Below are 20,002 nucleotides of genomic sequence, written 5' to 3'. Positions count from 1 at the left end.
ACCCCATCTTTTTTTACCATAAATCGGTCAAACCTTTGTTAGCTATGGGTTTTAACGGGGTTGTCACCCCGTCAGGTGCGATCGATTACCAAAAACAGTTTGCAGTCAATCAACCGGACACGATCTTAGATAAAATTGAACAAATATTTGATTGATAGAGTAACCGCAGACATAATGCAGGTGGATAGAGATAAACGCCAATTTATTTTAATATCATAAACTCATTTAATGCAATTATTCTTACTCGATTTTGCCTTGGACACTATCACCATATAAACTCATTTTTTAGACGCTCTCACAATACATGATGCCTCCAAAACTACTACAGTTTCATTTTGAAAAACAGCACAACTTGTCATTGCTGGAGCTAGTGCGGGAATTTTCCCTTGTTTGAGAGCAAGCATCGCCTCCGCTGTCCCATCAAAGTCATCCATCCAGCCGTAATCTTCTACATACTCGAGAGTCAAAGCATTACGAGTGAGCATCCAAAAATCAATTCCGTAGCTGTTAATAAAATTTTGCAAAACAGCCGGATTTTCCGTATATTGAGCGCGAATTAAATCGCTAACTCGCTGCTGAAATCTGCTGTAGTAGCCTTTTTGATACGGCACTGAATATTCCTTTGCCACCAAAACAGAACGCTGGCTAAACGTCGGTATGTTGTCGGCTTCGGAGGCGATTGAAGCAATCAGGATATTTTTAGGTTGTTGCTGAAAAAAATTGTACAAACTGGGCATTTTACCTTCTATATACCCAACTATCGGAAAGTCTTGAACAAAACAGGGATAAAAAACAACGGCAACAAGTATTATGGCTGTGGTAATTAGTACAACTAAATTTTTGAATTGAAATGTTGTTTCGGTTCTTGATGCCCAATGGCAGATTCCATCGATAATTAACGTTAGGACGATCGCAGTTAGCGACACGATAATAAATCGCAAGCTGTAGGCAGTATATCGTCCAGGCTGATAAAGCTTAAAAATGGTGGCGTGAGCCGCTAAAAACATCACGGAGGATGCTAGAAATAGCTGAAGTAACAGCCAGATTTTGCTACTAATGCGACTCGCTAAGGGAAAGGCAGATCGCCAAAACAGCAGCAGCGGAAATAACAGCCCCACACAGTGAGTTACAGGCGTAAACAGCGACTTGGGAAACATCCCGCTACCCCTACCAGTCAGCCAATAATCTACCGGATTTGGACGAAAGAAAGCATTTCTGCCGTCTGGTGCAAATACTCCCATTTTCTTGGCTTCGGCTGCGGTATAAGTCGGGCCAAATTCTGATTTATCTAAGACATAGGGCAGCATTACTAAAAAGATTATTCCCAAACCAGTAGCACAAAATAGCTGATTTGCGCGATCGCCCGACAAGCACAAACGGCCGTTTTCCCAGCTTAGCAGCCGCAAAACTAAAATTCCCGCAGCCACCAAGGCGTAAGGTGGGTAAAATAGTCCGATTAGGGCTATCGCCCCCAAACATGGCAGCAACGAATTCCGGGATAAGTAATATAAAAAACAGAGAAATATCGGGTAGATAAAAGCTCTTGGCGTTGTGGAAGCCAAATCGTCAGTCATCCACATATGCTGATTTAACAGCAAAGATGCGATAAATCCAGTCAGCGGCACCGGCAGCATTTCTAGGCAAAGCCCAAAGCAGAAATAAGTCGAAATTAAGCCGAGAAATAGTGGCAATATTTTGTGCAATAATAGCGGGTGAATGCCAATTGTTGCTGCTATTTTGTAGAGCGTGCTGTATCCTGCGGGGGCGACAGATAGAAAGTAGTTAGCGATGAAATCCTTGGGGAATAATTCTCGATCGACAAACCGCATCATCCAGAAAACGTGCTGCCTCGCATCGTCTTGCACCACATACTCGGCGCTGAATGCTTGCTCGATACCTAAGAAACCATAAATTGCGGCAAATGTCAAGCTCAGGGTCAACCAAAATATTGTGCGCGATCGGGATTTTTCATCCACAGTCGCCGTCAGAAACTTGTGCAAGCGGGCTATTAATACCATTTAAGATTTGAGATTTGAGATTTGAGATTCGGAATAACTGATTCTCAAAAGTAGAACTATATCATAAGCTGTTGTGCATCTAGATTGTGTATTGTGATTGAGGGGGAGAGGGGGAGAGGGGGAGAGGGGGAGAGAGGGAGAAGATTTTTGATCGATCGTCGAAATATACAATGTTTATTTGCACAACAGCTTATCTGGTCAATTACCCCTCAAAAAAACAGAAAATCGCCCGCTAACAATCATTTTTCCGGCGGTTATATCGTTTCCGCTTGCATCGTCAGGTGATTTAACCTTATTAGTACACAGAGTACACAGAGGGAGAGGATATATATCTGAATCATTCCGATGCTACCGGATTTGATATTAGATGGGTTCCCAGACTCTTCCACAGCAACCAGTTACAAACTTTCAAAGAAAAAAATGGTAAGGTGCGCGTTGCACAGCCTACAGATCGAGTTTTTGTGTCTGGGAGTATCCTTTATATTTTTAAGCTGGAAATGACACGAATAGAGAAGCAATACCGATCGCGATCGCACCAATCCCCATCACAAAAGACCAGAAACGGTGATAACTGCTAACCGTCGTACCGCTATCGCTTTCAACCCGAATCAAATCCATCCAAGGCGCGACACCCCGGCGGAACCAACCCAAAGCGCTAACATCCATACCAATCAAACTTTTAACCCGTTTCATCCCAAACAAAAAATTACCAATCGGCCCAAAACGAGAAGCATAGCGCAGATAAATCATTCCCGTTTTGTCTTGCAATTTTAGATCGGAACCGAACGCATAACCCGCATCGCCGCGACCAATTAATTCGCCTTGCAGTTTCGCAGGTTGACCGCGCAAAGGACTTGCATAGGGGTCAGACATTAAGGTTAAAACATCCAATTGTTCTGCTTGTGCGTAATTGGGGAACATTACCAAAGCTTTGAGCAAAATTCCCGCACCCAAACCGATCAAAGGACAAGCAACTATCATCATCGGATTCGCAGCAGACAGCGAAATGCCGATCGCAAAACCCACCGCCAAGCCCAGAGTTTCCGCACTGTACAGCAGCAAATCGAACACAAAATTGCCGTACAATTTCCGCTTGCTCAAATTGCGGCATTCCCCGACAATTCTGCCCATATCAAACTCAATATTCAAGCCCAATTGTTCTGCGTAATTGCTCAAAGCGCGAACTCGCTTACCAGTTAGCGGGTGAGTTGAATTCAACTCCATCCACCAAGCCCAAGGATTAAACATATCCCACAGAAACACTCGCCCAATTTTTTCGGGTTCCGACGCAATCCGGTAAGCAGTACCAGTAGAAGTTGCAGCTTTGGCATCGTAAATGCCTAAAGCGCGAGTTCCTTCTAATAAGCGGCTGGGTTCCGTTCCTCTTTGTCCTTCTTCCAAAATACCGTAAGCAATTTTTACCAAAGCGCGGGATAAAGCGTTGGGGTTTCCGGTAGTTTCAGCGGCAAAATGGTCGGCAAAATATTCTCGCGTTCTCGACAAATACAGCAATAAATAAGTGCCTGCAATATAAAACAAATAAGCAACAGCAGCTACATTACCTGCCAAATCTTTAGCTTTGTCGCCTCCATTTCGACCCATGCGTCTGGCAAATGTATAAATTAAGTAAGTAATCTGCACTAAAGTCGAAGCTAAGGTCATGACTGCAAAGTCCCAGTGGACGATGTGACCGAGTTCGTGGGCGTAAACAGTGGCAATTTCATCGTCGTCTAAATAGGTGAAAAGACCTTGACTGACGACTAAGCGAGCGCTGTTAGGAAAGGAACCGTAGGTAAAAGCAGTGGGGTTTTGGTCGTCGATAATTCCTAACCGTGGCTGAGTCAGTTTTTTCTGTTTGCAAACCTTCTTAATAACTTTCGCTGTTTCGGGACTGAGGTTTTCAATTTCTGCTAGGGAAACCCAGCGAGTATTGTAAAGCCAATTTTGGGTTAAGTCCATCAAGTAAGGCGATAGAAAAAAAGCTGCGATGTTAAAAATTAGGGTCATCGGAAGTGCGATCGCCAATCCGGTGACTGGATCGGGACTGTTGATAATCAAAACTGAGGCTAAGGATAGCGCCAACACCATACCAAATAACATGGTGATGGTGACGCCGGAAGCTAAAACGAGGTTTCCGCCAGTTTTCTGTATAAGTTTAACACCGGCTTTGGGCGATCGCCCTGCCTTGCGTAAAGGAGCTTGAGATGGCATAATAATCTCCAAAGGTTATTGACAAATGGTAATCGCCGTGGGATTTTATCTATACTTCACTGTTTTAACCTGTCAGTACGGATCGCGGTAAGGAGTCTCAACAAAAATATATAATTTCGTCTGTTTTTTTAAGAGTGAAAACCGCCCGCTAAATTTATTTGTGGGGATTCAATTCTCAACTCAAAACCGAAAACTATTTAAAACTTACTGCTATGTCGATTATTGAAATTGCCCAAAAAACGCGCGCATCTGCTAGAAAATTGGCAGTTTTGTCCGCCAATCTCAAAAATCAAGCGATTGAGGCTGTTGCTAAAGCTTTAGAAGCTGCTGCTGCGGATATTCTAGCGGCGAATGCTGCTGACTGCAAGGCGGCCCAGGCGGATGGAATTGCTAAACCGCTGTACGATCGCCTGAAGTTGGATGAGAGCAAGTTGAAAAGTGCGATCGCAGGCGTGCGAGATGTTGCCAAACTCCCCGATCCCATCGGTGCCGTGCAAATCCACCGCGAATTGGACACAGGATTAATCCTAAAGCGCGTAACCTGTCCTTTGGGTGTTTTGGGCATTATTTTTGAAGCGCGTCCAGAAGCCTTAATTCAGATAGTATCCTTGGCAATCAAATCGGGTAACGGAGTTATTCTCAAAGGCGGCAAAGAAGCAGTTCGTTCCTGCGAAATCTTGACAAAAGTCATCCATCAAGCATTAGCAGAAACAGCGGTTAATCCCGCAGCCGTACAGTTGCTCACCACGCGGGAAGAAACAATCGAACTGCTGAAAATGGATGAATACGTAGATTTAATTATTCCCAGAGGTTCTAATTCCTTCGTGCGGTTCGTGCAGGAAAATACCCGGATTCCCGTGTTGGGACACGCCGATGGGATTTGTCATTTGTACGCAGACAAAGCAGCGGATATTCAGAAAGCTGTAGAGATTTCTGTAGATGCCAAAACTCAATATCCAGCCGCCTGCAATGCCATTGAAACTATGTTAGTTCACAAGGATCTCGCCCCCATTTTCCTGCCCGCAGTTGCGGAAGCTTTGCAGCACAAAAAAGTCGAATTGCGGGGAGACGAACCAACTCGCCGCATCTTAGAAAATATTGCCGAAGCGACAGAAGCAGATTGGTCTACAGAATACAGCGATTTGATTTTATCAATCAAAATAGTAGATTCTGTGGAAGAGGCAATTAATCACATCAACACCTACGGTTCCCGACATACAGATGTGATTGTTACCGAAGATAGCGAAGCCGCCGAAACTTTTTTAAATGCAGTCGATGCGGCTGGAGTTTATCACAATTGTTCGACTCGATTTGCTGACGGTTTCCGCTACGGTTTCGGTGCAGAAGTGGGGATTAGCACGCAGCAAATGCCGCCTCGCGGGCCTGTTGGTTTAGAGGGTTTGATTACCTATAAGTATCGAGTTGTTGGAGATGGTCATATTGCTGCGAGTTATGTCGGGAAAGATGCTCGGGAATTTACTCATCGGGACTTGTAAGATACAATAGTGCGATCGTCCAGATAGCGATTTGCCCATTCACAAATTATCGATCGCACTGCTATACTGAATCTATACCCTTCGCAATCGTGCCCGGAGGCAAAAAATGTCTGCTGCAATTACCATTAACCCCTATGAAATTAGGCAAATATCCCAACCGGATACAGTAAGTCAGTCAAGGTTGCGATCGATCGCCCAAAACACAGAGGCTCTAGCAACAGCAGTAGAGAATAAATGGGAAGATTTTTCAGATGCGGAGCGTGAGTTGCTGAAAGCTCTGATTTATGCCTCAATTATCAATCAAGATGGTAATCAAGGTTTTTTTGCTTCTTTGAGAACAAGGCTGTCGCTAGCTTGGATGTTAATCTGTGGTGAAACTGATGTTCTGACTGACTACTTCAACGCCTTAATTCGTCTAAAAAATGCTGTACTTGGAGCGATCGAAAGAGAGCACCCTGATTACGAGCAAACAATGGCTGAAGTAGTGCAGGAAGCTTTGGCTAAATCGGGCGATAGTCCTGCAATGACACCCGATGAGTTTTGTGAGTGGCTGAGCAGTGTTTCGGATTAATCCATCTGATAAATTTAAGCGTTCCTACAAAGAGCTTCTGAAGCGTCATTATAAAGGTGAGAAAGCTAAGAAAGTTTTTCAGGATTTTGTGGCACAAATCATCAAAAATTTAAGTAGCAATCCTTTTATTCCTGATTCTTTCGCTGAAAAATTTCCCGGAAGTTTGAGCAAACCGGAAGAATGGGAATTCCGAAAATATTATTTTGATATGCCAAATTTACAGGGTGCCGCGCGTCAGGGAAGACTTATGTACTTGGTCGATCGTACTCAAAGCGTAATAAAGCTTACATGGATATATACACACAGTGAGTTTCCCAAGCGTCCTCCTGACAAGAATTTAAAGCAATTGCTTGCAGAGCTTATGGAGTCACAGCAACAACAGGAAGAAAATGTGTCAGAGTCAAGTGATGATGATGATGAGTCTACATCATGAAACGATCGATAAAACTATTGAAGAGAGCATTGATATTGCAGGATCGATCGCCCTCCCATTCAACCAAACTTAGCTGAAATAAGCTATACTGTGCTCCGGGACTCCTCAACTCGAACAATCCACCGTTGTTTATGTCAAACTCATCCCTCCTCGCCCCTGGTTCCACCCTCGAAAAACGCTACCGCATCATCCGCGAATTGGGCCGCGGCGGCTTCGGGCGCACTTACCTCGCAGAAGATATCAACCGCTACGGCGAACAATGCGTGCTCAAAGAATTTTCCCCGGTTGTTCAAAGCCCCAAAGCGGCCGAATTGTTCGATCGCGAAGCGAATATGCTTTACAACCTCCAACACCCGCAAATTCCCCGCTTTCGAGAACTGCTTCGCACCGATTTGGGCGGTAATCCATCATTATTTTTAGTCCAAGACTACATCCCCGGTGAAACCTACGAACAAATACTTATATCTCGCCAACAGCAAGGTAACAATTTTACCGAAGCTGAAGTTACTCAACTGCTATTTCAAATTTTACCCGTTTTAGAATACATTCATTCCAAAAATTTAATTCACCGCGATGTTTCCCCCGACAACATCATCCAGCACAATGCTGACAAACTGCCATTTTTAATTGACTTCGGTTCAGTCAAGCAAATCGCAGCAACTGCCCTATTTCAGTTTAGGGGACAATCGGATACTGCGATCGGCAAACAAGGTTATTCGCCCGCCGAACAAATGCGACTGGGAAAAGTTACTCCCGCTAGCGATTTGTACGCTTTAGCCGTCACGGCTTTGGTGTTGCTAAGTGGCAAAAAGCCTCAAAAATTGTACGATATCCATAACAAAACTTGGGATTGGCGATCGCGCGTCACAGTCAGTCCAAATTTAGCCGCAGTGTTGGATAAGATGCTAGCAGAACAACCGGGCGATCGCTACCAGTCCGCAAAAGAAGTCCGCGAAGCACTCAAAGACCCAAAATTATCCCAAATTGGCAGCATCATCTCCCAAATGGTGACAATGAACTTTGTCGGTCGCCCCTTCAAATACAGCACTCAAACAGCTACCAACAACAGCCCTAACCCTCCTGTTGTGCAAAACAATCCAGTTGTTAACAGCAACACCAGCAAATTTAAGTTAATTCCTTGGAAATCAATAGCGAGTTTAAGCGTAGTTTTATTGCCGGGAATTATAGCTTTTAGTGCGATTACATCTGGTTTTAGTCTCCCCAAATTGCCGGAAATTCCAAAATTTACAGACCTGCAGCCTTCTTCAGATAAGTCTTTGGATGCAGAAATCGCTCGTCAAGAAAAGATTGGCAAGCGTCGCAAAAATCTTAATATCGAGCCGGATATTTTTTATAATAAAGTAGATGAATTGTTTTACAATAAATATCCAGAATTACAAGGTCGTACATTGACAGAAAAGCCCGAAGATGCACCGATCAGGCGGAAATGGTATGAAGTTGCTGAGAAATTTCTGGATAGATTGGAGAAGGGAGAACAGTTTTGATATTTAAGATAGAATTAAGAGCGATCGAACCGCAGAGGGCGCAAAGAGCGCAGAGGGAGAAGGAAAAGGGCAAAAAAAGAGAGGGAAGAGAAAGAGAACTTTATCTGGTTTAATACAAATTGGTTAGGCAACGCACTTTTAGTTTATTGCAAAATGGATTCTATTCAACTTACAGGAATTCGCTGTTACGGCTACACTGGCTATCTGGCAGAAGAACAAGTTTTGGGGCAGTGGTTTGAAGTGGATGTCACTCTCTGGCTCGATTTGTCGCCCGCCGGAAAAAGCGATGATATTAAACTTACTCTCGATTACCGAAGTGCAATTACTCTGATCCAACAGCTTGTCAAAAACTCTAAGTTTTTATTGATAGAAAAGCTAGCAGATGCGATCGTCCAAGAGCTTTTAGAACTACCTTTAGTCGAAAAAGTTAAGCTCCAACTCTCCAAACCTGCCGCTCCCATCCCTGACTTCGGCGGCAGAATTACTCTGGAAATTACTAGAAGTCATTAGTTATTAGTCCTTAGTCCTTAGTCATCAGTCTTTAATCTGCATTACTTTGTCACTAATGACTGATGACTGATGACTCATGACTATTGATTAATTCACTGGTTCCCAGGCTCTAGCGAAAGGAATCTAGATCCAGAGGCTCTGCCTCGTTTGGGGAAAGGGAGGCAGAGCCTCCGGATATGCGTTACCAGGCTCTAGCCTGGTAACGAGTATAACTTTCCGAAGTGTTGACTAATGACTGATGACTAATGACTAATGACTAATTACGAATTACCACTTCAGCAAATTAAACTCTTCCATATCTACCGTATTGCGGTTGCGGTAAATCGCCAAGACGATCGCCAAACCGACTGCTGCCTCAGCAGCCGCTACCGTGAGTACAAACACCGTAAATACTTGACCTTTAATCTGTACGGGGTCAAGATAGTTGGAAAAACCCATCAGGTTGAGATTGACTGCATTTAGCATCAACTCGATCGACATCAACACCCGCACTGCATTTCGGCTGGTAATTAAACCGTAAATCCCAATGCAGAAAAGTGCAGCAGCTAATAACAGGAAATACTGGAGTTGCAGTTGCATAAATTTTTTGAGTTGCTTTCAGTTAAAATTACTACAAAACAGACAGATCGGACTTCTTGCATAAATCCATGAGGTGCTTGTGGCGAATCCTACGCAAAATTAGGTGCGCCACAAACACCCTCGAATTACTTTGTTTCGGGTGAGGAAACATCACCTGCTGAAACTAATTCGCGCGGCCGTTCTGGCAAGCTGAAAGCTGGTGTTTCTGATTGTTTGCTTGACAGTTCATCCGCAAAGAAATCGCGGCGGGCTAAGACAATTGCTCCTACCATTGCCATCAACAAAAACAGTGAGGCTAATTCAAAAGGTAGCAAGTAGTCTGTGAAGAAGTGTTTGGCGATCGTTACAATCGAACTTTCAGCCGGTGCTCCTGTTATCGGCACGATCGCCCAAGGAGTAGACACTACCATCGTACCCAAAAGCGCAAACAAACCAGCACAAACCACTGCCGTTGCTACTTGACGAACCCAAGCGTTGGAAATTACGCGGAAGTCTTCTCGTTTGTTTACCAACATGATGGCGAACAAAATTAAGACGTTAACTGCGCCAACATAAATCAATACTTGCGCTGCTGCTACAAAATCAGCATTTAGCAACAGGTACAAACCCGCAATGCTGGTAAATACTCCACACAGCAAGAATGCTGAGTAAACGATGTTGGAGAATAAAACTACTCCTAATGCTCCTGCAATCATCATTACAGAGAGTATGCCAAATGAAACAAGTTGAACCCCTTCGGCTAGATTCACAATTTTTAATCCTCAATCATTAGTTTTCTATTGTTGGTTTTCACTCATTAGCTAGCAGTCATTAATCATTGGTTATTTCACTAATGACTGATGACTACTGACTAATGACTAATTACTTACTTTTCGACAATTTCCTCTGGACGGAGACCTGCGCGGCGATCGGTGTAGGAAACTTCGTGGGGGTCGATGACACCTTTCGGCAAATAAGCAAATTCCCGCATGGGTGTCACCATCGGATCATCTGTAACCTTGTAGGGCAAACGTCCGAGAGCCACGTTATCATAATTCAACTCGTGACGCTCGTAAGCGGCCAACTCGTATTCTTCTGTCATCGACAAACAATTAGTCGGACAATATTCTACGCAGTTTCCGCAGAAGATACACACGCCGAAATCGATACTGTAGTGCTTGAGCTGTTTCTTCTTAGTTTCTTTGTTAAATTCCCAATCCACCACAGGTAAATTGATCGGACACACCCTAACGCAGACTTCGCAGGAGATGCACTTGTCAAATTCAAAATGAATTCTGCCCCGGAAACGTTCCGAAGGAATTAGTTTTTCGTAAGGATACTGCACCGTAATCGGCCGACGTCTCATGTGGTCAAAAGTAACAGATAGCCCTTGACCGATATACTTGGCAGCTTGAAGAGTTTCTTTGGCGTATTCGCCTACTTGATTGAGGAATTTTAGCATTGTGTTCTCTCTCTGTACTTGAGTTTTTGGTAATTACTAATTGATAACAGGTAATTGGTTAACAGCTAATTTGTGTTAGCTAGGGCCTTTTACCTATTATCAATTAACCGCCAAAAGCAAAGGGAAAGGCAAGCTTCAAAGCTGCGGTTAATAGCAAATTAACTAAAGCAACGGGAAGCAAAAACTTCCATCCCAAATTGAGCAATTGGTCTATCCGAACTCGTGGCAGAGTCCAGCGCAGCAGAATTGCCAGAAACAGGAAAAAGTAGGCTTTCAGCATGGTCATGGTAATGCCCAGCAAGCCAGTAAGTACCTGCAACCAAGGGGTCGTTTCGCTCAATCCCAGGGCATTGGTGAGGACTCCGACAGGAATGGGAGATTCCCAACCGCCGAGATACAAAACTGCTACTAGCAGGCAAGAAAGGACGAGGTTAACGTAGGAAGCGATGTAGTACAGAGCAAATTTCATGCCTGTGTACTCAGTCTGATATCCTGCTACCAATTCTTCTTCTGCTTCCGGCAAGTCGAAGGGCAACCGTTCGCATTCTGCGAGGGCTGCGATCCAGAAAATTAGGAAACCGGCGGGTTGTCGCCAGACGTTCCAGCCGAGGATGCCGTAGCCGGCTTGTTGCTGTACGATGTCGATCGTACTGAGGCTGTTGGACATCATCACCACTGCCAATACTGCCAAAGCTAGAGGAATTTCGTAGCTGAGGGATTGAGCGGCTGCTCTGAGTCCGCCGAGGAGGGCGTATTTGTTGTTAGAAGCGTAGCCCGACATCAGTAAGCCGATCGGCTGAATGCTAGAAAGAGCAATCCAGAGAAATATTGCTGTCCCAATGTCGGCGATCAGCATATGCTCTCCGAAGGGGACGATTAAGTAGGACAAAAACACTGGAATCACGACAATGACCGGCCCGAGCGTGAACAGCAGCGCGTCAGCTTTTGCCGGTACAATGTCTTCTTTGAATACCAACTTCAGCCCGTCGGCAACGGGTGCTAGCACTCCCAGAGGGCCGATAAATTCCGGGCCGATCCGCTGTTGAGCTGCGGCGGAAATTTTCCGCTCCAGCCAGACGCTTGTCAGTACCCCGAAGACGGCACCGACAACCATCAGTACCATCGGCAAAGGTAGCCAAAGCACTTGGGCGATGTCCGCCGGTAAGCCCAAATCGATCAGGGCTTCTACGAAACTTCCTTGTAAGTCAATTCCTGGGTTCATGTTTCCAGATCAATGAGCGATCGCCATATAATTTTTCACCAGTCCTTCGTAGGAGCAGGCTTAGGGAGCGGGTCTTTGTAAAGATTTTTAATGCTTTACCGCCTATAAGTATATCGCCCGACAGCCCCGCAGAACGCACGGACGGGGTAAAGTTCTAATTATCTGAGATCCCAGGTTGGCTAATGAGCGGTAACTTATGGTTGATGGTTGGCTGTTGGCTGTTGACTTTTGGCTGTTGGCTGTTGGCTGTTGGCTGACTGCCCGTGGTTGTTTAGTGCTAGAGGCATAAATACCAAAGAAACCGGGTTTTTATGCGTTTCTGCCATCTGTAACGAAGTATTTTGGCAAAAACCCGGTTTCTGGACTACCCCTGGTTGTTTAGTCCTCTGAGCGAGATCTAGCCCAAACAAAAGGGCCCAGAGTTAACTCTGGGCCCTTTTAATGTTGTAAAGTGCCTTTCAAATGGCTTAAACCATTGATTTTACGTCACCTTTGCGATGGAACTGGGCAGAATCGAACTGCCGTCCAAAATGGGTATTTACCTTCCGATCGTTCACAGGTTTATCCCCTCTAATCCTTGGGGCGGGAACCATCTTTATCCCAAATGGGGGGATTTTCTAGTGATTGCTTTCCCGGCTAGACGACTAGAAACGTTTAGCTAGGGCATCCGTTGGGGGTTGTTATGCTGCTGTTAACGGAGTTAAGCTGCATACACTCTAAACCAAGCTCAAGAAGTTTTTAGGCTACAGCTACGGCTTTGCGAGCGAAAGGAACGATGTTGTTCGCATTTACTATTTTGTTTGAGCCGATATTAGCGAGAGTAGACTCCCTCTCGACCTGCATCACGGAGCAGCTTTCGCCACCCTGTCGAAACCATTACAGCCCCTCGTGTTCTCTTATCATAGCGAAGATTTTGTTTAACGTCAATCGATTTTGGATTGAAGATTTTGGATTGGGGATTTTGGATTGGGGATTTTGCACAAGTCGTCGATCGATACATTCACCGCAGATTTCAGGCGGATAAACACTGATTGACGCAGATAATTTCAGTCTGACGCACCGAACTTAGGTCGATCGTCCTGGATTAATGCAAATTTTCGTCCCAAACGCCGATGTAAATCCGATCGCGCTCGTTGCGTTCGATCGTACCTGAGAGCGAACCCTTCCTAAATGTAAACCGATTTGTCCGGCGCTGCTGCACATCTCGGAACCCCTGCAAAATCTCCCGGCTTGCGCCGCCCACCATCCCGTTTAAGGCGGTTTTGACTACCAAATCGTCCACCGACGGAGCAAAAGAACCCTCTGTTTGCACTAATTTGTCGGAATCGCGATCGTAAATGTAGCCGAGAGTAATTCGGTTCGGCAATATTTCGTAAAGTGCGGTGCGAGTATTGGGCCAATAGCCCCGACCTTGAGAGTCAGTGGGTTGTCCCAATTCCGCTAAAATCTGACTTTCTGGCGTACCAACGGCATATCCGGGGATTGCGGGATTCCTCCGATTGCTGGTTGTCGGTTGGTCGCTGGGTGCGGGCGATCGATCGGGCGGCAACTCTTTATCAACAAGTTTTTCTGTTGGTGTGGGTTCGACAGCCTCTGGAGAAGGGGCTGGTGTTGGAGAAGGGGCGGGTGTTGGAGAAGGGGCGGGTGTTGGAGAAGGCGAGAAAGGTGTTGGAGTTTCCGCAGCAGGCGGCGGAGTTTCTCTGGGAGTCGGAACCGGTGCGGGCGTGGAAGTGGGAATTGGTGCGGGGTTGACGCGCGCGTCTGGATCTGCTGGGGCCGAAGTGCGATCGTCCTTCGCTACCGGTGCGGGTTCGGAAGGTTGCCGGTTGAGGAAAACCCTAGCAACACCGACCAAACCTGCAACTAACAGGGCGATCGCCACGAACCCCAAAATCAACCAAATCTTGCGGTTGCTGCCCCCAGAAGACACCACAGCAGGCGCTGTTCTCACATTTGCAGGCGACTGAGCGCCATGTCCCGGCATCACCGCCACCGTCGGCCCGGTGTCCGGCGACTGCCCGCGCAGCAGACCCAGCCACTCATCCACGCTTCCAGGGCGATTTTGAGCTTCTACAGTCATCCCCCGCATCACTGCTTGACTGACAGTCGTACTTAACTCAGGCCGCAAGTCGCGGGGTGAAGGCATCGGCTGGCTGGTACGGAGAATTGCAGCCACTGGCACTTGTGCTGTCAGCAGAGTATAAAGCGTCGCGGCCAGACCATAAACATCTGTGGCGGGGGTATATTTTCCTTGGGCGAAATACTGTTCTGGCGGCGCGTAGCCGTCGGACACCATATTAGTGTGATTTTGGGTTGCACCTGCTGTAAACTCGCGGGCAATGCCGAAATCGATCAGCACGACTTCTTGGGTACCTTGGCGCAGGAGAATGTTTTGTGGCTTGACATCTCGATGCAGCAAGCCTTTTTGATGAACTGCTTTCAAAGCAGCCCCAATTTGAGTGATGTAGAGAATTGCGAGATTTTCTGGCAGCGGATTGTTTCCACCGACTACCTCTCCCAAATTCTGACCGGCAATGTAGTCCATTACCATGTAAGGCTGTCCGTCTTCTACAAAGAAGTCGCTGACGCGGACTATATTCGGATGGACGCAGGATGCCAATCGCCTCGCTTCGTCTTGAAACTTGCGATCGAATTCGGCAAAATTTGGATCGCGCCGCAGAGATTCGTTGAGGGTTTTAATGACTACAGGCTGTCCTAAGTACCGGTGATTGGCCCGGAAGGTAATTCCAAAGCCGCCCCGTCCCAGTTCTTGTTCGAGGGTGTATTTTCCACCTTGTAAACTTTTGCCGATTAGCGCATCCATAGTTTCGGGCGATCGCATACCAGAGAATATCGCTGATTATGGCACGTATGGTGGGCCTAGTTACCAGTCTCAAGGGCGATCGCAATCCTCCTGTATTGCTTAACCTGTGAGAAACACTACTCATAATGCGTCCACATCCGCAAAATTCTTACCGTATTCTCGGACTCAATCACCTCGTACACCAGACGATGCTGAATGTTGATTCGCCGTGAATATGCACCTTCCAAATCTCCCACCAATTTCTCGTAGGGTGGCGGATTCTGAAACGGATTGGTTTGAATGATGTCGAGTAACTCTTGCGCTTTGTCTCGTAAATTGCTAGAAGCGAGCTTTTTGGCATCTTTCTGTGCCTGTTTGGTATATACCAGATTCCAATTCACCACTCCAACTCCCTAGCGCACTCCTCGATCGGCGTTGCCATTCCTTCCAGAATCGATTCCCGCATCCCTGGCACTGAGAGAAGATACAGTGTTTCTTGCACCGATGCCGAGTCAGCTTCAGAAAATAACACTGCATTGCTACTCTGTCCTGCAATAACAATGGGTTGATCCGCAATCTTAGTCATTGTCATGAATACAAGAACAACAACAGGCATGATGTAGACTGCTGCTGTACCTATTACTGGGGCGATTGCTGCTGAAACAGAACTCACAAGAGTTTTTTGTAGTACCTCTGACGAAGAAACTAGCTGTTTGTGTTTATCAGCGTATTTTTCATCGCCGCTTAAGAATTTTTCAATTTCATCCCGGACTTTTTCAATAAATAGATTTCTCGCTTGTTCGGCTCCAAATGGGAATGTGTTCTCTGGCATTGCATTCAGCCACTGTTTTGCTGCCTCTTCGTAAGAGTTAGTGGAATCCACTAGCTCCTTGATCCTTATTTGTTGGTATTTAGGCAGCGTTGTGAGCCACTCTTCCTTATCAACCTGAAATAATTGTTCTAATTTATTTTCCATATCTACAACATTTCCCTAACGTACTCAACAGAGACCGCATGAGTAGTCTGATGGAGGGTATGCGGATCTACTCCACCCAATGAAATACCACCTCCACCACCCGGAGCATATGACCCAATCAGGATAGCAACAAGCACTGTAGTTTGTGCAGAGAATATAGGGCTTCCAGATTGACCTGGGCGAGCCTGAGTGTTGAGGACGACATGCTTCGTTTTGACTATTCCATTTTTAATTAAGATTCTGGCACCTATCTCAGTTCGTTGATGAGTGAGTACCAATCTTCCATGATCTGCGTGAGGATAACCAAAAATATCAACAACACTGCCAAAATTTAGAAGATCTGTGCTACCCATCGATATATTAGAGAACCAATCAATATCAGCCGACAAAATACACAAATCTGTGAAAGGATCAATAGCTTCAATGCGAACCGGTATCATCTGAACTCGATCATCAGAAGTATCTTGATAGTCCTTGATGCTCGAATTATCAGGTTTTACAACCACGACTAGATTCTGCTCATCTTTATTAGTAACATGGGCAGCCGTAACAAACTTTCCAGGACTATTGAGTAGAGTTGCTGTACCAAGCAGCGATACCCCATTTGCTCCTGTTCGTCCGACCGCAAATACTATGTTTGCGAGAGATGAGTATGACATTTGACTTCTTACGATTAAAGTATGAACTTGCCATATAAGTATTAATTATACCACACTAGCAGTATAATAACACTCTCATTGATAGATCATACCGCACTTTCGCCAAAGTTATGTTTCTAAGTTAAGTAAATCGTAAGGATTCAGGTCTGAAAGAAGGGAATGAGGTCAGGCATAGGAAAGTAGTCACAAGAATGGGCCTCTAGAGCCTCACGGAAAAAAGCCATTACTGAACGAGCTTGAAAACGACAGGTTTGAATCACACTCAGCAGATTAGCCGTTTCCTCAAATCGCTTCATCGAACGAGAGCCACCAGACACTTTCCGTTTCGTTACAGCTAGCCGTAAAGAACGTTCTGCTAAATTATTATCTGGAGGCACCGAGGGGTCATTCAGAAAATACCACCATTGTTGAGCCTTATCTCGTAAGGATTTGAGCAACAAACCTGCTGCATAACCAACTTGGTTCAACCAAGTAGCAAGGGCTTTATTCAATCGTATTTTGAAATCCTGCGCCCACGAGTCGTAGGTGAGTCGATCCTTCGTCTTGCGCCAGGCCTCATGGGAGCTAAAAGCTTCATCAATTAATGACAGAAATATTTGAGCGACTTCTGCATTATTATTGTTTCCCCCAAGTCCCAGCACTTTCTTAAAATGCCGCCGTAAATGAGCTAGACACTTCTGTTGGGCTGTGATTGTGCCACCATTATAAACACTGAAATCATCTGAGCTTAAGACGCCAGCAAATTCTTTACCCAGCATGGTTTCTAGTTCCACGCGTCCCCTTGTATCTGCGGCATGGAATAAACAGAATCCCTCTCCACTAGCTGTCCATAGCCATTCTTTGACTCCCATGACACACCACGGGGTTTCATCTACATGAACATTTGATTGAAGAGGTGCCCATTTCCACAGTGCATTGAGCGCTGGCTTAACTGCTGCTGCTACTCGTTGATTGGTTTTTTGGAGTGTTCCCACTCCCACTTCTATCCTGCCGAGTTCCCATAACAATTCAGTCAGCTTGGCGTAGGAAAGATGCCCATAATTGCCAAGCCAGACTAAGAGTGCTTGGAGATTAACGCTCAAGTCTTGTCCTGGAACTATTCCCAAGGGTGGTTCTCCTCTGACTACTGCACCACATTCTAGGCATTTACACGATTGTGTCTGATATTCGACGACTTCAATTGGTTTTGCTACTAGAGTTGCTACTTGCTGAGAGTGGATGTTAATTACTTCACTTAATTCTTTACTACCACAATTGAGACAGATGTCGGGTGAGCTAATTTCGGTTCTATCTACTCGTCCAAACCCTTTTCGGGTTTTCCCGGGATGACCTGGTTGTCCACCTGGTTTCTTTTTTTGGTCTGCTTCTGGTTTGACTGTTGCTTTCTCTGGTTTTTGGAGCAGATCCGTTGATGGAGGAATTGAAGAATTTTGACTGGTTGTTCGACTTTTTCCCGTAGCAATGGCTAATTTTTCTTGCAATTCTTCAATGATTTTTTGCAGCCCCAGTACCATTTCCACCAGTTCAGCTTGGCTCAACTGCTCTATCTCGGTTTTTTTCTGCTCTCTGGTGGCTGTGGGCTTTTTCATTCCTTTATTTTACCAGATGCCGCCACTTAAGTTTTTTTGACCTGAATCCTTACAGTAAATCGTACCGCAACTTCAACATCATACCTGATCAGAGTATCAATTGCCGCAGCAATAGCTCGCTCTTTCTCGAACCGCCTGTCTCGTCAGCTCACCGATCGACATCTTGAGCCGCCATCATTGCATTGATGTGGGTAAAGATGCGATCTAATTCCCCAATGGCATCGAGTTCCGCTGCCTCTTCTGCCATTAGTTGGTCGGCCTTCTTCTTCTCTAACAATTGTGACCTGCGCTGTTGCAGCGATTCACTAAATTTGAACAACTTCCACCGATCGACCTTTTCAATGCAAATCTCATGGATTAACGAGGAGGGTTTGTTGAGAATTGAAACCATTATCGGCGCCGAGCTTCGGGTTTTAGGTATTGAGTAGATTATAGCTTTTACAGTCCTAGACGCACCATCTACCGATTCACGGGCAACCACGGGGGATTGCCCTGCAAAATATTATATAAATCTGCTCACCACACTCGCAGTACAATCCACTATCGAAATGCTGTTCTCGGAACCCTGGCAAGTTGGTAAGCGCCCCGACTGTCCAACAATTGATATTGATTTGGCTGCAATCCCAATTGCACAAATTTTTCTGGATATCCCAGCAACAAAATAGAGGGAGAAGTTGGGTTTTTAGAGTCCTTAAGGTAATCAAGCGCCCCTTTGAGAGATCGGTAGTAAGTCACGGGTTCTTCGGTATAAAAAACCAGACTCGGTTTCCAGAAACCAACCATAATAAACTCTTCCCCCGGCAGTTTTTGTTGCACAACAACCTGCGCCAACTGTCTTAGAGGTAACTGGCGGTTGATATCAACTAAATTGTAGACGGGAGTGAGACCAAAGATGATAAATGCTACTAAGCCGATGAAGTTAGCAACCAAAATCCAGCGCTGTTGACGCTTCCAGAGCAAAAGTGCGATCGCCACTGCAGCAGTTATCCAAATCGCACCGCCGACAATCAGCAATCCCGACTGCTGAAGTGCTTGCGGAAAATTGGGCATTGCCGGATCGTCTCCCAGCCAGTGGTAGCAGTAGAAAGTTGCTCCGGCTACAATTAGTAAAAATACAACATTGAAAATGTATGTGACTAATAGCCCTCGCGGTAAAGAATTCGGTTTTTTTTCTAACTTTCCCGGCCTGTTTTTGGGTTCGTTACCTGCAATAATATCGCTCCACAGCAGCGTCACCAAAATGGCAGCGGCGGGCAGTAATGGCAATACGTAACTGGGTAATTTGGTTACGGCGATCGTGAAAAAGCCAAAGATACAGCCGAACCAAAATAGGGCAAATAAACTTAATTGATCTCTTCGCGGTTGACGGCGCCAGTAACTGCGCTGCCAAAAACGGGTGCGGGCGATCGCCACCGGCAAATAAATCGACCAAGGTGCAAAACCAAGCAGCACTACAAAAAAGTAAAAATACCAAGGCGCTGAGTGCTTGTTGACTACTTCAGTAAAACGCTGGAAATTGTGATAGCCGAAAAAACTGTCAATATAAGTTTGACCGTTGGCTAAAATAACCAGAACGAACCAAGGCAGGGCGATCGCCAGAATAATCAAGATTCCAGACACCGGACGCATTTCTCGCCAAAGTTGCCGAAAATTTCCCAAATACAGCCCGAAGCTGCCAATAATCAGCGCTGGTATGACAATTCCCACAGGCCCCTTAGCCAGAATTGCTAGGGCAATTAGTACGTAACAAGTTAGATACCATTTATTGGGAAATCGCGATGCAGAAACTGTGGAAAATTCTGCTTTTTCTCTCTGTTCTTCTAAGGTGTAACCGAGGAAAAATGCCAGAAGTGCCGAACACATACAGCCGACTAACAGCATATCTGAAACGCCAGTCCGCCCCCAGGCAATAGTTTGGGGATTTAAAGCTATTAGCGCCGCCCCAATCCAAGGAGTAGAAAGAAAGAGGGGGGGAGTGGGAGAGGGGGA

Annotated in this window: 19 protein-coding genes and 1 other RNA gene; 5 read left to right on the top strand and 15 right to left on the bottom strand. The window is 45.6% G+C overall.

Annotated features, from left to right (window positions below; translation table 11 throughout):
- Positions 1-278: 278 nt before the first annotated feature.
- Together QUA97_RS26180 and QUA97_RS26175 are read right to left on the bottom strand one after the other, a co-directional pair.
- A complete protein-coding gene (locus QUA97_RS26180) occupies positions 279-2,018 on the bottom strand; it encodes a hypothetical protein (protein WP_194066285.1) in 1,740 nt (579 codons plus the stop codon).
- A 486-nt stretch (positions 2,019-2,504) separates the two neighbouring features.
- Positions 2,505-4,229, bottom strand: a complete 1,725-nt coding sequence (locus tag QUA97_RS26175; RefSeq protein WP_333197100.1) for a zinc metalloprotease HtpX — start codon at positions 4,227-4,229, stop codon at positions 2,505-2,507.
- 212 nt (positions 4,230-4,441) lie between these two features.
- On the opposite strand from QUA97_RS26175, the gene QUA97_RS26170 reads away from it, so the two are divergent.
- From QUA97_RS26170 to folB, 5 genes are all read left to right on the top strand, one after another.
- Positions 4,442-5,725, top strand: a complete 1,284-nt coding sequence (locus tag QUA97_RS26170; protein ID WP_333197097.1) for a glutamate-5-semialdehyde dehydrogenase — start codon at positions 4,442-4,444, stop codon at positions 5,723-5,725.
- Between the two features lie 106 nt (positions 5,726-5,831).
- The gene (locus tag QUA97_RS26165; protein WP_333197095.1) at positions 5,832-6,296 is read left to right on the top strand and encodes a hypothetical protein; all 465 of its coding nucleotides are present in this window, start codon (positions 5,832-5,834) and stop codon (positions 6,294-6,296) included.
- Positions 6,283-6,729 (top strand): hypothetical protein, encoded by a 447-nt coding sequence (locus QUA97_RS26160; protein WP_333197093.1) that lies wholly within the window; start codon positions 6,283-6,285, stop codon positions 6,727-6,729. Before QUA97_RS26165 ends, QUA97_RS26160 begins: the two co-directional genes overlap by 14 nt.
- A gap of 131 nt (positions 6,730-6,860) precedes the next feature.
- Positions 6,861-8,234, top strand: coding sequence for a serine/threonine-protein kinase (locus QUA97_RS26155; protein WP_333197090.1), 1,374 nt, complete (start codon positions 6,861-6,863; stop codon positions 8,232-8,234).
- A 153-nt stretch (positions 8,235-8,387) separates the two neighbouring features.
- Positions 8,388-8,744, top strand: a complete 357-nt coding sequence (folB, locus tag QUA97_RS26150; RefSeq protein ID WP_194070718.1) for a dihydroneopterin aldolase — start codon at positions 8,388-8,390, stop codon at positions 8,742-8,744.
- Between the two features lie 267 nt (positions 8,745-9,011).
- Here folB and nuoK read toward each other — a convergent pair whose 3' ends face one another.
- The 13 genes from nuoK to QUA97_RS26085 all read right to left on the bottom strand — a co-directional run.
- A complete protein-coding gene (gene nuoK, locus QUA97_RS26145; RefSeq protein WP_228050326.1) occupies positions 9,012-9,317 on the bottom strand; it encodes an NADH-quinone oxidoreductase subunit NuoK in 306 nt (101 codons plus the stop codon).
- A 131-nt stretch (positions 9,318-9,448) separates the two neighbouring features.
- Positions 9,449-10,072 (bottom strand): NADH-quinone oxidoreductase subunit J, encoded by a 624-nt coding sequence (locus tag QUA97_RS26140; protein WP_194070719.1) that lies wholly within the window; start codon positions 10,070-10,072, stop codon positions 9,449-9,451.
- 116 nt (positions 10,073-10,188) lie between these two features.
- Positions 10,189-10,764: an NAD(P)H-quinone oxidoreductase subunit I gene (ndhI, locus tag QUA97_RS26135; protein ID WP_194011079.1), complete on the bottom strand. Its 576-nt coding sequence runs from the start codon at positions 10,762-10,764 to the stop codon at positions 10,189-10,191.
- Positions 10,765-10,867: 103 nt separating this feature from the next.
- Positions 10,868-11,986 (bottom strand): NADH-quinone oxidoreductase subunit NuoH, encoded by a 1,119-nt coding sequence (gene nuoH / locus QUA97_RS26130; RefSeq protein ID WP_194070720.1) that lies wholly within the window; start codon positions 11,984-11,986, stop codon positions 10,868-10,870.
- Positions 11,987-12,180: 194 nt separating this feature from the next.
- Positions 12,181-12,312 carry a hypothetical protein gene (locus QUA97_RS26125; RefSeq protein WP_255515926.1) on the bottom strand — a complete coding sequence of 44 codons (132 nt, stop codon included), beginning with the start codon at positions 12,310-12,312 and terminating at the stop codon, positions 12,181-12,183.
- A gap of 169 nt (positions 12,313-12,481) precedes the next feature.
- Positions 12,482-12,872, bottom strand: a transfer-messenger RNA (tmRNA) gene (gene ssrA / locus QUA97_RS26120).
- Positions 12,873-13,070: 198 nt separating this feature from the next.
- On the bottom strand, positions 13,071-14,810 hold the full coding sequence (locus tag QUA97_RS26115; protein WP_333197086.1) for a serine/threonine protein kinase: 1,740 nt from the start codon (positions 14,808-14,810) through the stop codon (positions 13,071-13,073).
- A gap of 116 nt (positions 14,811-14,926) precedes the next feature.
- Positions 14,927-15,193, bottom strand: coding sequence for a Txe/YoeB family addiction module toxin (locus QUA97_RS26110; RefSeq protein ID WP_333153449.1), 267 nt, complete (start codon positions 15,191-15,193; stop codon positions 14,927-14,929).
- Positions 15,187-15,765, bottom strand: coding sequence for a type II toxin-antitoxin system Phd/YefM family antitoxin (locus QUA97_RS26105; RefSeq protein ID WP_228050324.1), 579 nt, complete (start codon positions 15,763-15,765; stop codon positions 15,187-15,189). The genes QUA97_RS26110 and QUA97_RS26105 overlap by 7 nt, the downstream gene beginning before the upstream one ends.
- Before the next feature lie 2 nt (positions 15,766-15,767).
- Complete coding sequence (locus QUA97_RS26100) at positions 15,768-16,424, bottom strand: S1 family peptidase (RefSeq protein WP_194070722.1); 657 nt, start codon at positions 16,422-16,424, stop codon at positions 15,768-15,770.
- Between the two features lie 140 nt (positions 16,425-16,564).
- Positions 16,565-18,013 (bottom strand): IS66 family transposase, encoded by a 1,449-nt coding sequence (gene tnpC, locus QUA97_RS26095; RefSeq protein WP_333197083.1) that lies wholly within the window; start codon positions 18,011-18,013, stop codon positions 16,565-16,567.
- A gap of 148 nt (positions 18,014-18,161) precedes the next feature.
- Positions 18,162-18,404 (bottom strand): hypothetical protein, encoded by a 243-nt coding sequence (locus QUA97_RS26090; RefSeq protein ID WP_194070723.1) that lies wholly within the window; start codon positions 18,402-18,404, stop codon positions 18,162-18,164.
- Positions 18,405-18,553: 149 nt separating this feature from the next.
- Positions 18,554-20,002, bottom strand: a 1,449-nt coding sequence (locus tag QUA97_RS26085; protein WP_333197080.1) for a glycosyltransferase, incomplete at its 5' end; no start/stop codon positions are given.

Origin of the sequence: Microcoleus sp. CZ3-B2 (genome assembly GCF_036705055.1) — a bacterium.
GTDB lineage: Bacteria > Cyanobacteriota > Cyanobacteriia > Cyanobacteriales > Microcoleaceae > Microcoleus.
The sequence above is the reverse complement of the archived record's forward strand: the minus strand, read 5'-3'. Positions and strand labels throughout refer to the sequence as shown.

Coding starts and splice junctions, on each gene's coding strand:
- ndhI (WP_194011079.1), bottom strand. CDS start 10,764: ATGCTAAAATTCCTCAATCAAGTAGGCGAATACGCCAAAGAAACTCTT.
- QUA97_RS26155 (WP_333197090.1), top strand. CDS start 6,861: ATGTCAAACTCATCCCTCCTCGCCCCTGGTTCCACCCTCGAAAAACGC.
- tnpC (WP_333197083.1), bottom strand. CDS start 18,013: ATGAAAAAGCCCACAGCCACCAGAGAGCAGAAAAAAACCGAGATAGAG.
- QUA97_RS26090 (WP_194070723.1), bottom strand. CDS start 18,404: ATGGTTTCAATTCTCAACAAACCCTCCTCGTTAATCCATGAGATTTGC.
- QUA97_RS26115 (WP_333197086.1), bottom strand. CDS start 14,810: ATGGATGCGCTAATCGGCAAAAGTTTACAAGGTGGAAAATACACCCTC.
- QUA97_RS26175 (WP_333197100.1), bottom strand. CDS start 4,229: ATGCCATCTCAAGCTCCTTTACGCAAGGCAGGGCGATCGCCCAAAGCC.
- QUA97_RS26165 (WP_333197095.1), top strand. CDS start 5,832: ATGTCTGCTGCAATTACCATTAACCCCTATGAAATTAGGCAAATATCC.
- QUA97_RS26170 (WP_333197097.1), top strand. CDS start 4,442: ATGTCGATTATTGAAATTGCCCAAAAAACGCGCGCATCTGCTAGAAAA.
- folB (WP_194070718.1), top strand. CDS start 8,388: ATGGATTCTATTCAACTTACAGGAATTCGCTGTTACGGCTACACTGGC.
- QUA97_RS26105 (WP_228050324.1), bottom strand. CDS start 15,765: ATGGAAAATAAATTAGAACAATTATTTCAGGTTGATAAGGAAGAGTGG.
- QUA97_RS26100 (WP_194070722.1), bottom strand. CDS start 16,424: ATGTCATACTCATCTCTCGCAAACATAGTATTTGCGGTCGGACGAACA.
- nuoH (WP_194070720.1), bottom strand. CDS start 11,986: ATGAACCCAGGAATTGACTTACAAGGAAGTTTCGTAGAAGCCCTGATC.
- QUA97_RS26125 (WP_255515926.1), bottom strand. CDS start 12,312: ATGGCAGAAACGCATAAAAACCCGGTTTCTTTGGTATTTATGCCTCTA.
- QUA97_RS26180 (WP_194066285.1), bottom strand. CDS start 2,018: ATGGTATTAATAGCCCGCTTGCACAAGTTTCTGACGGCGACTGTGGAT.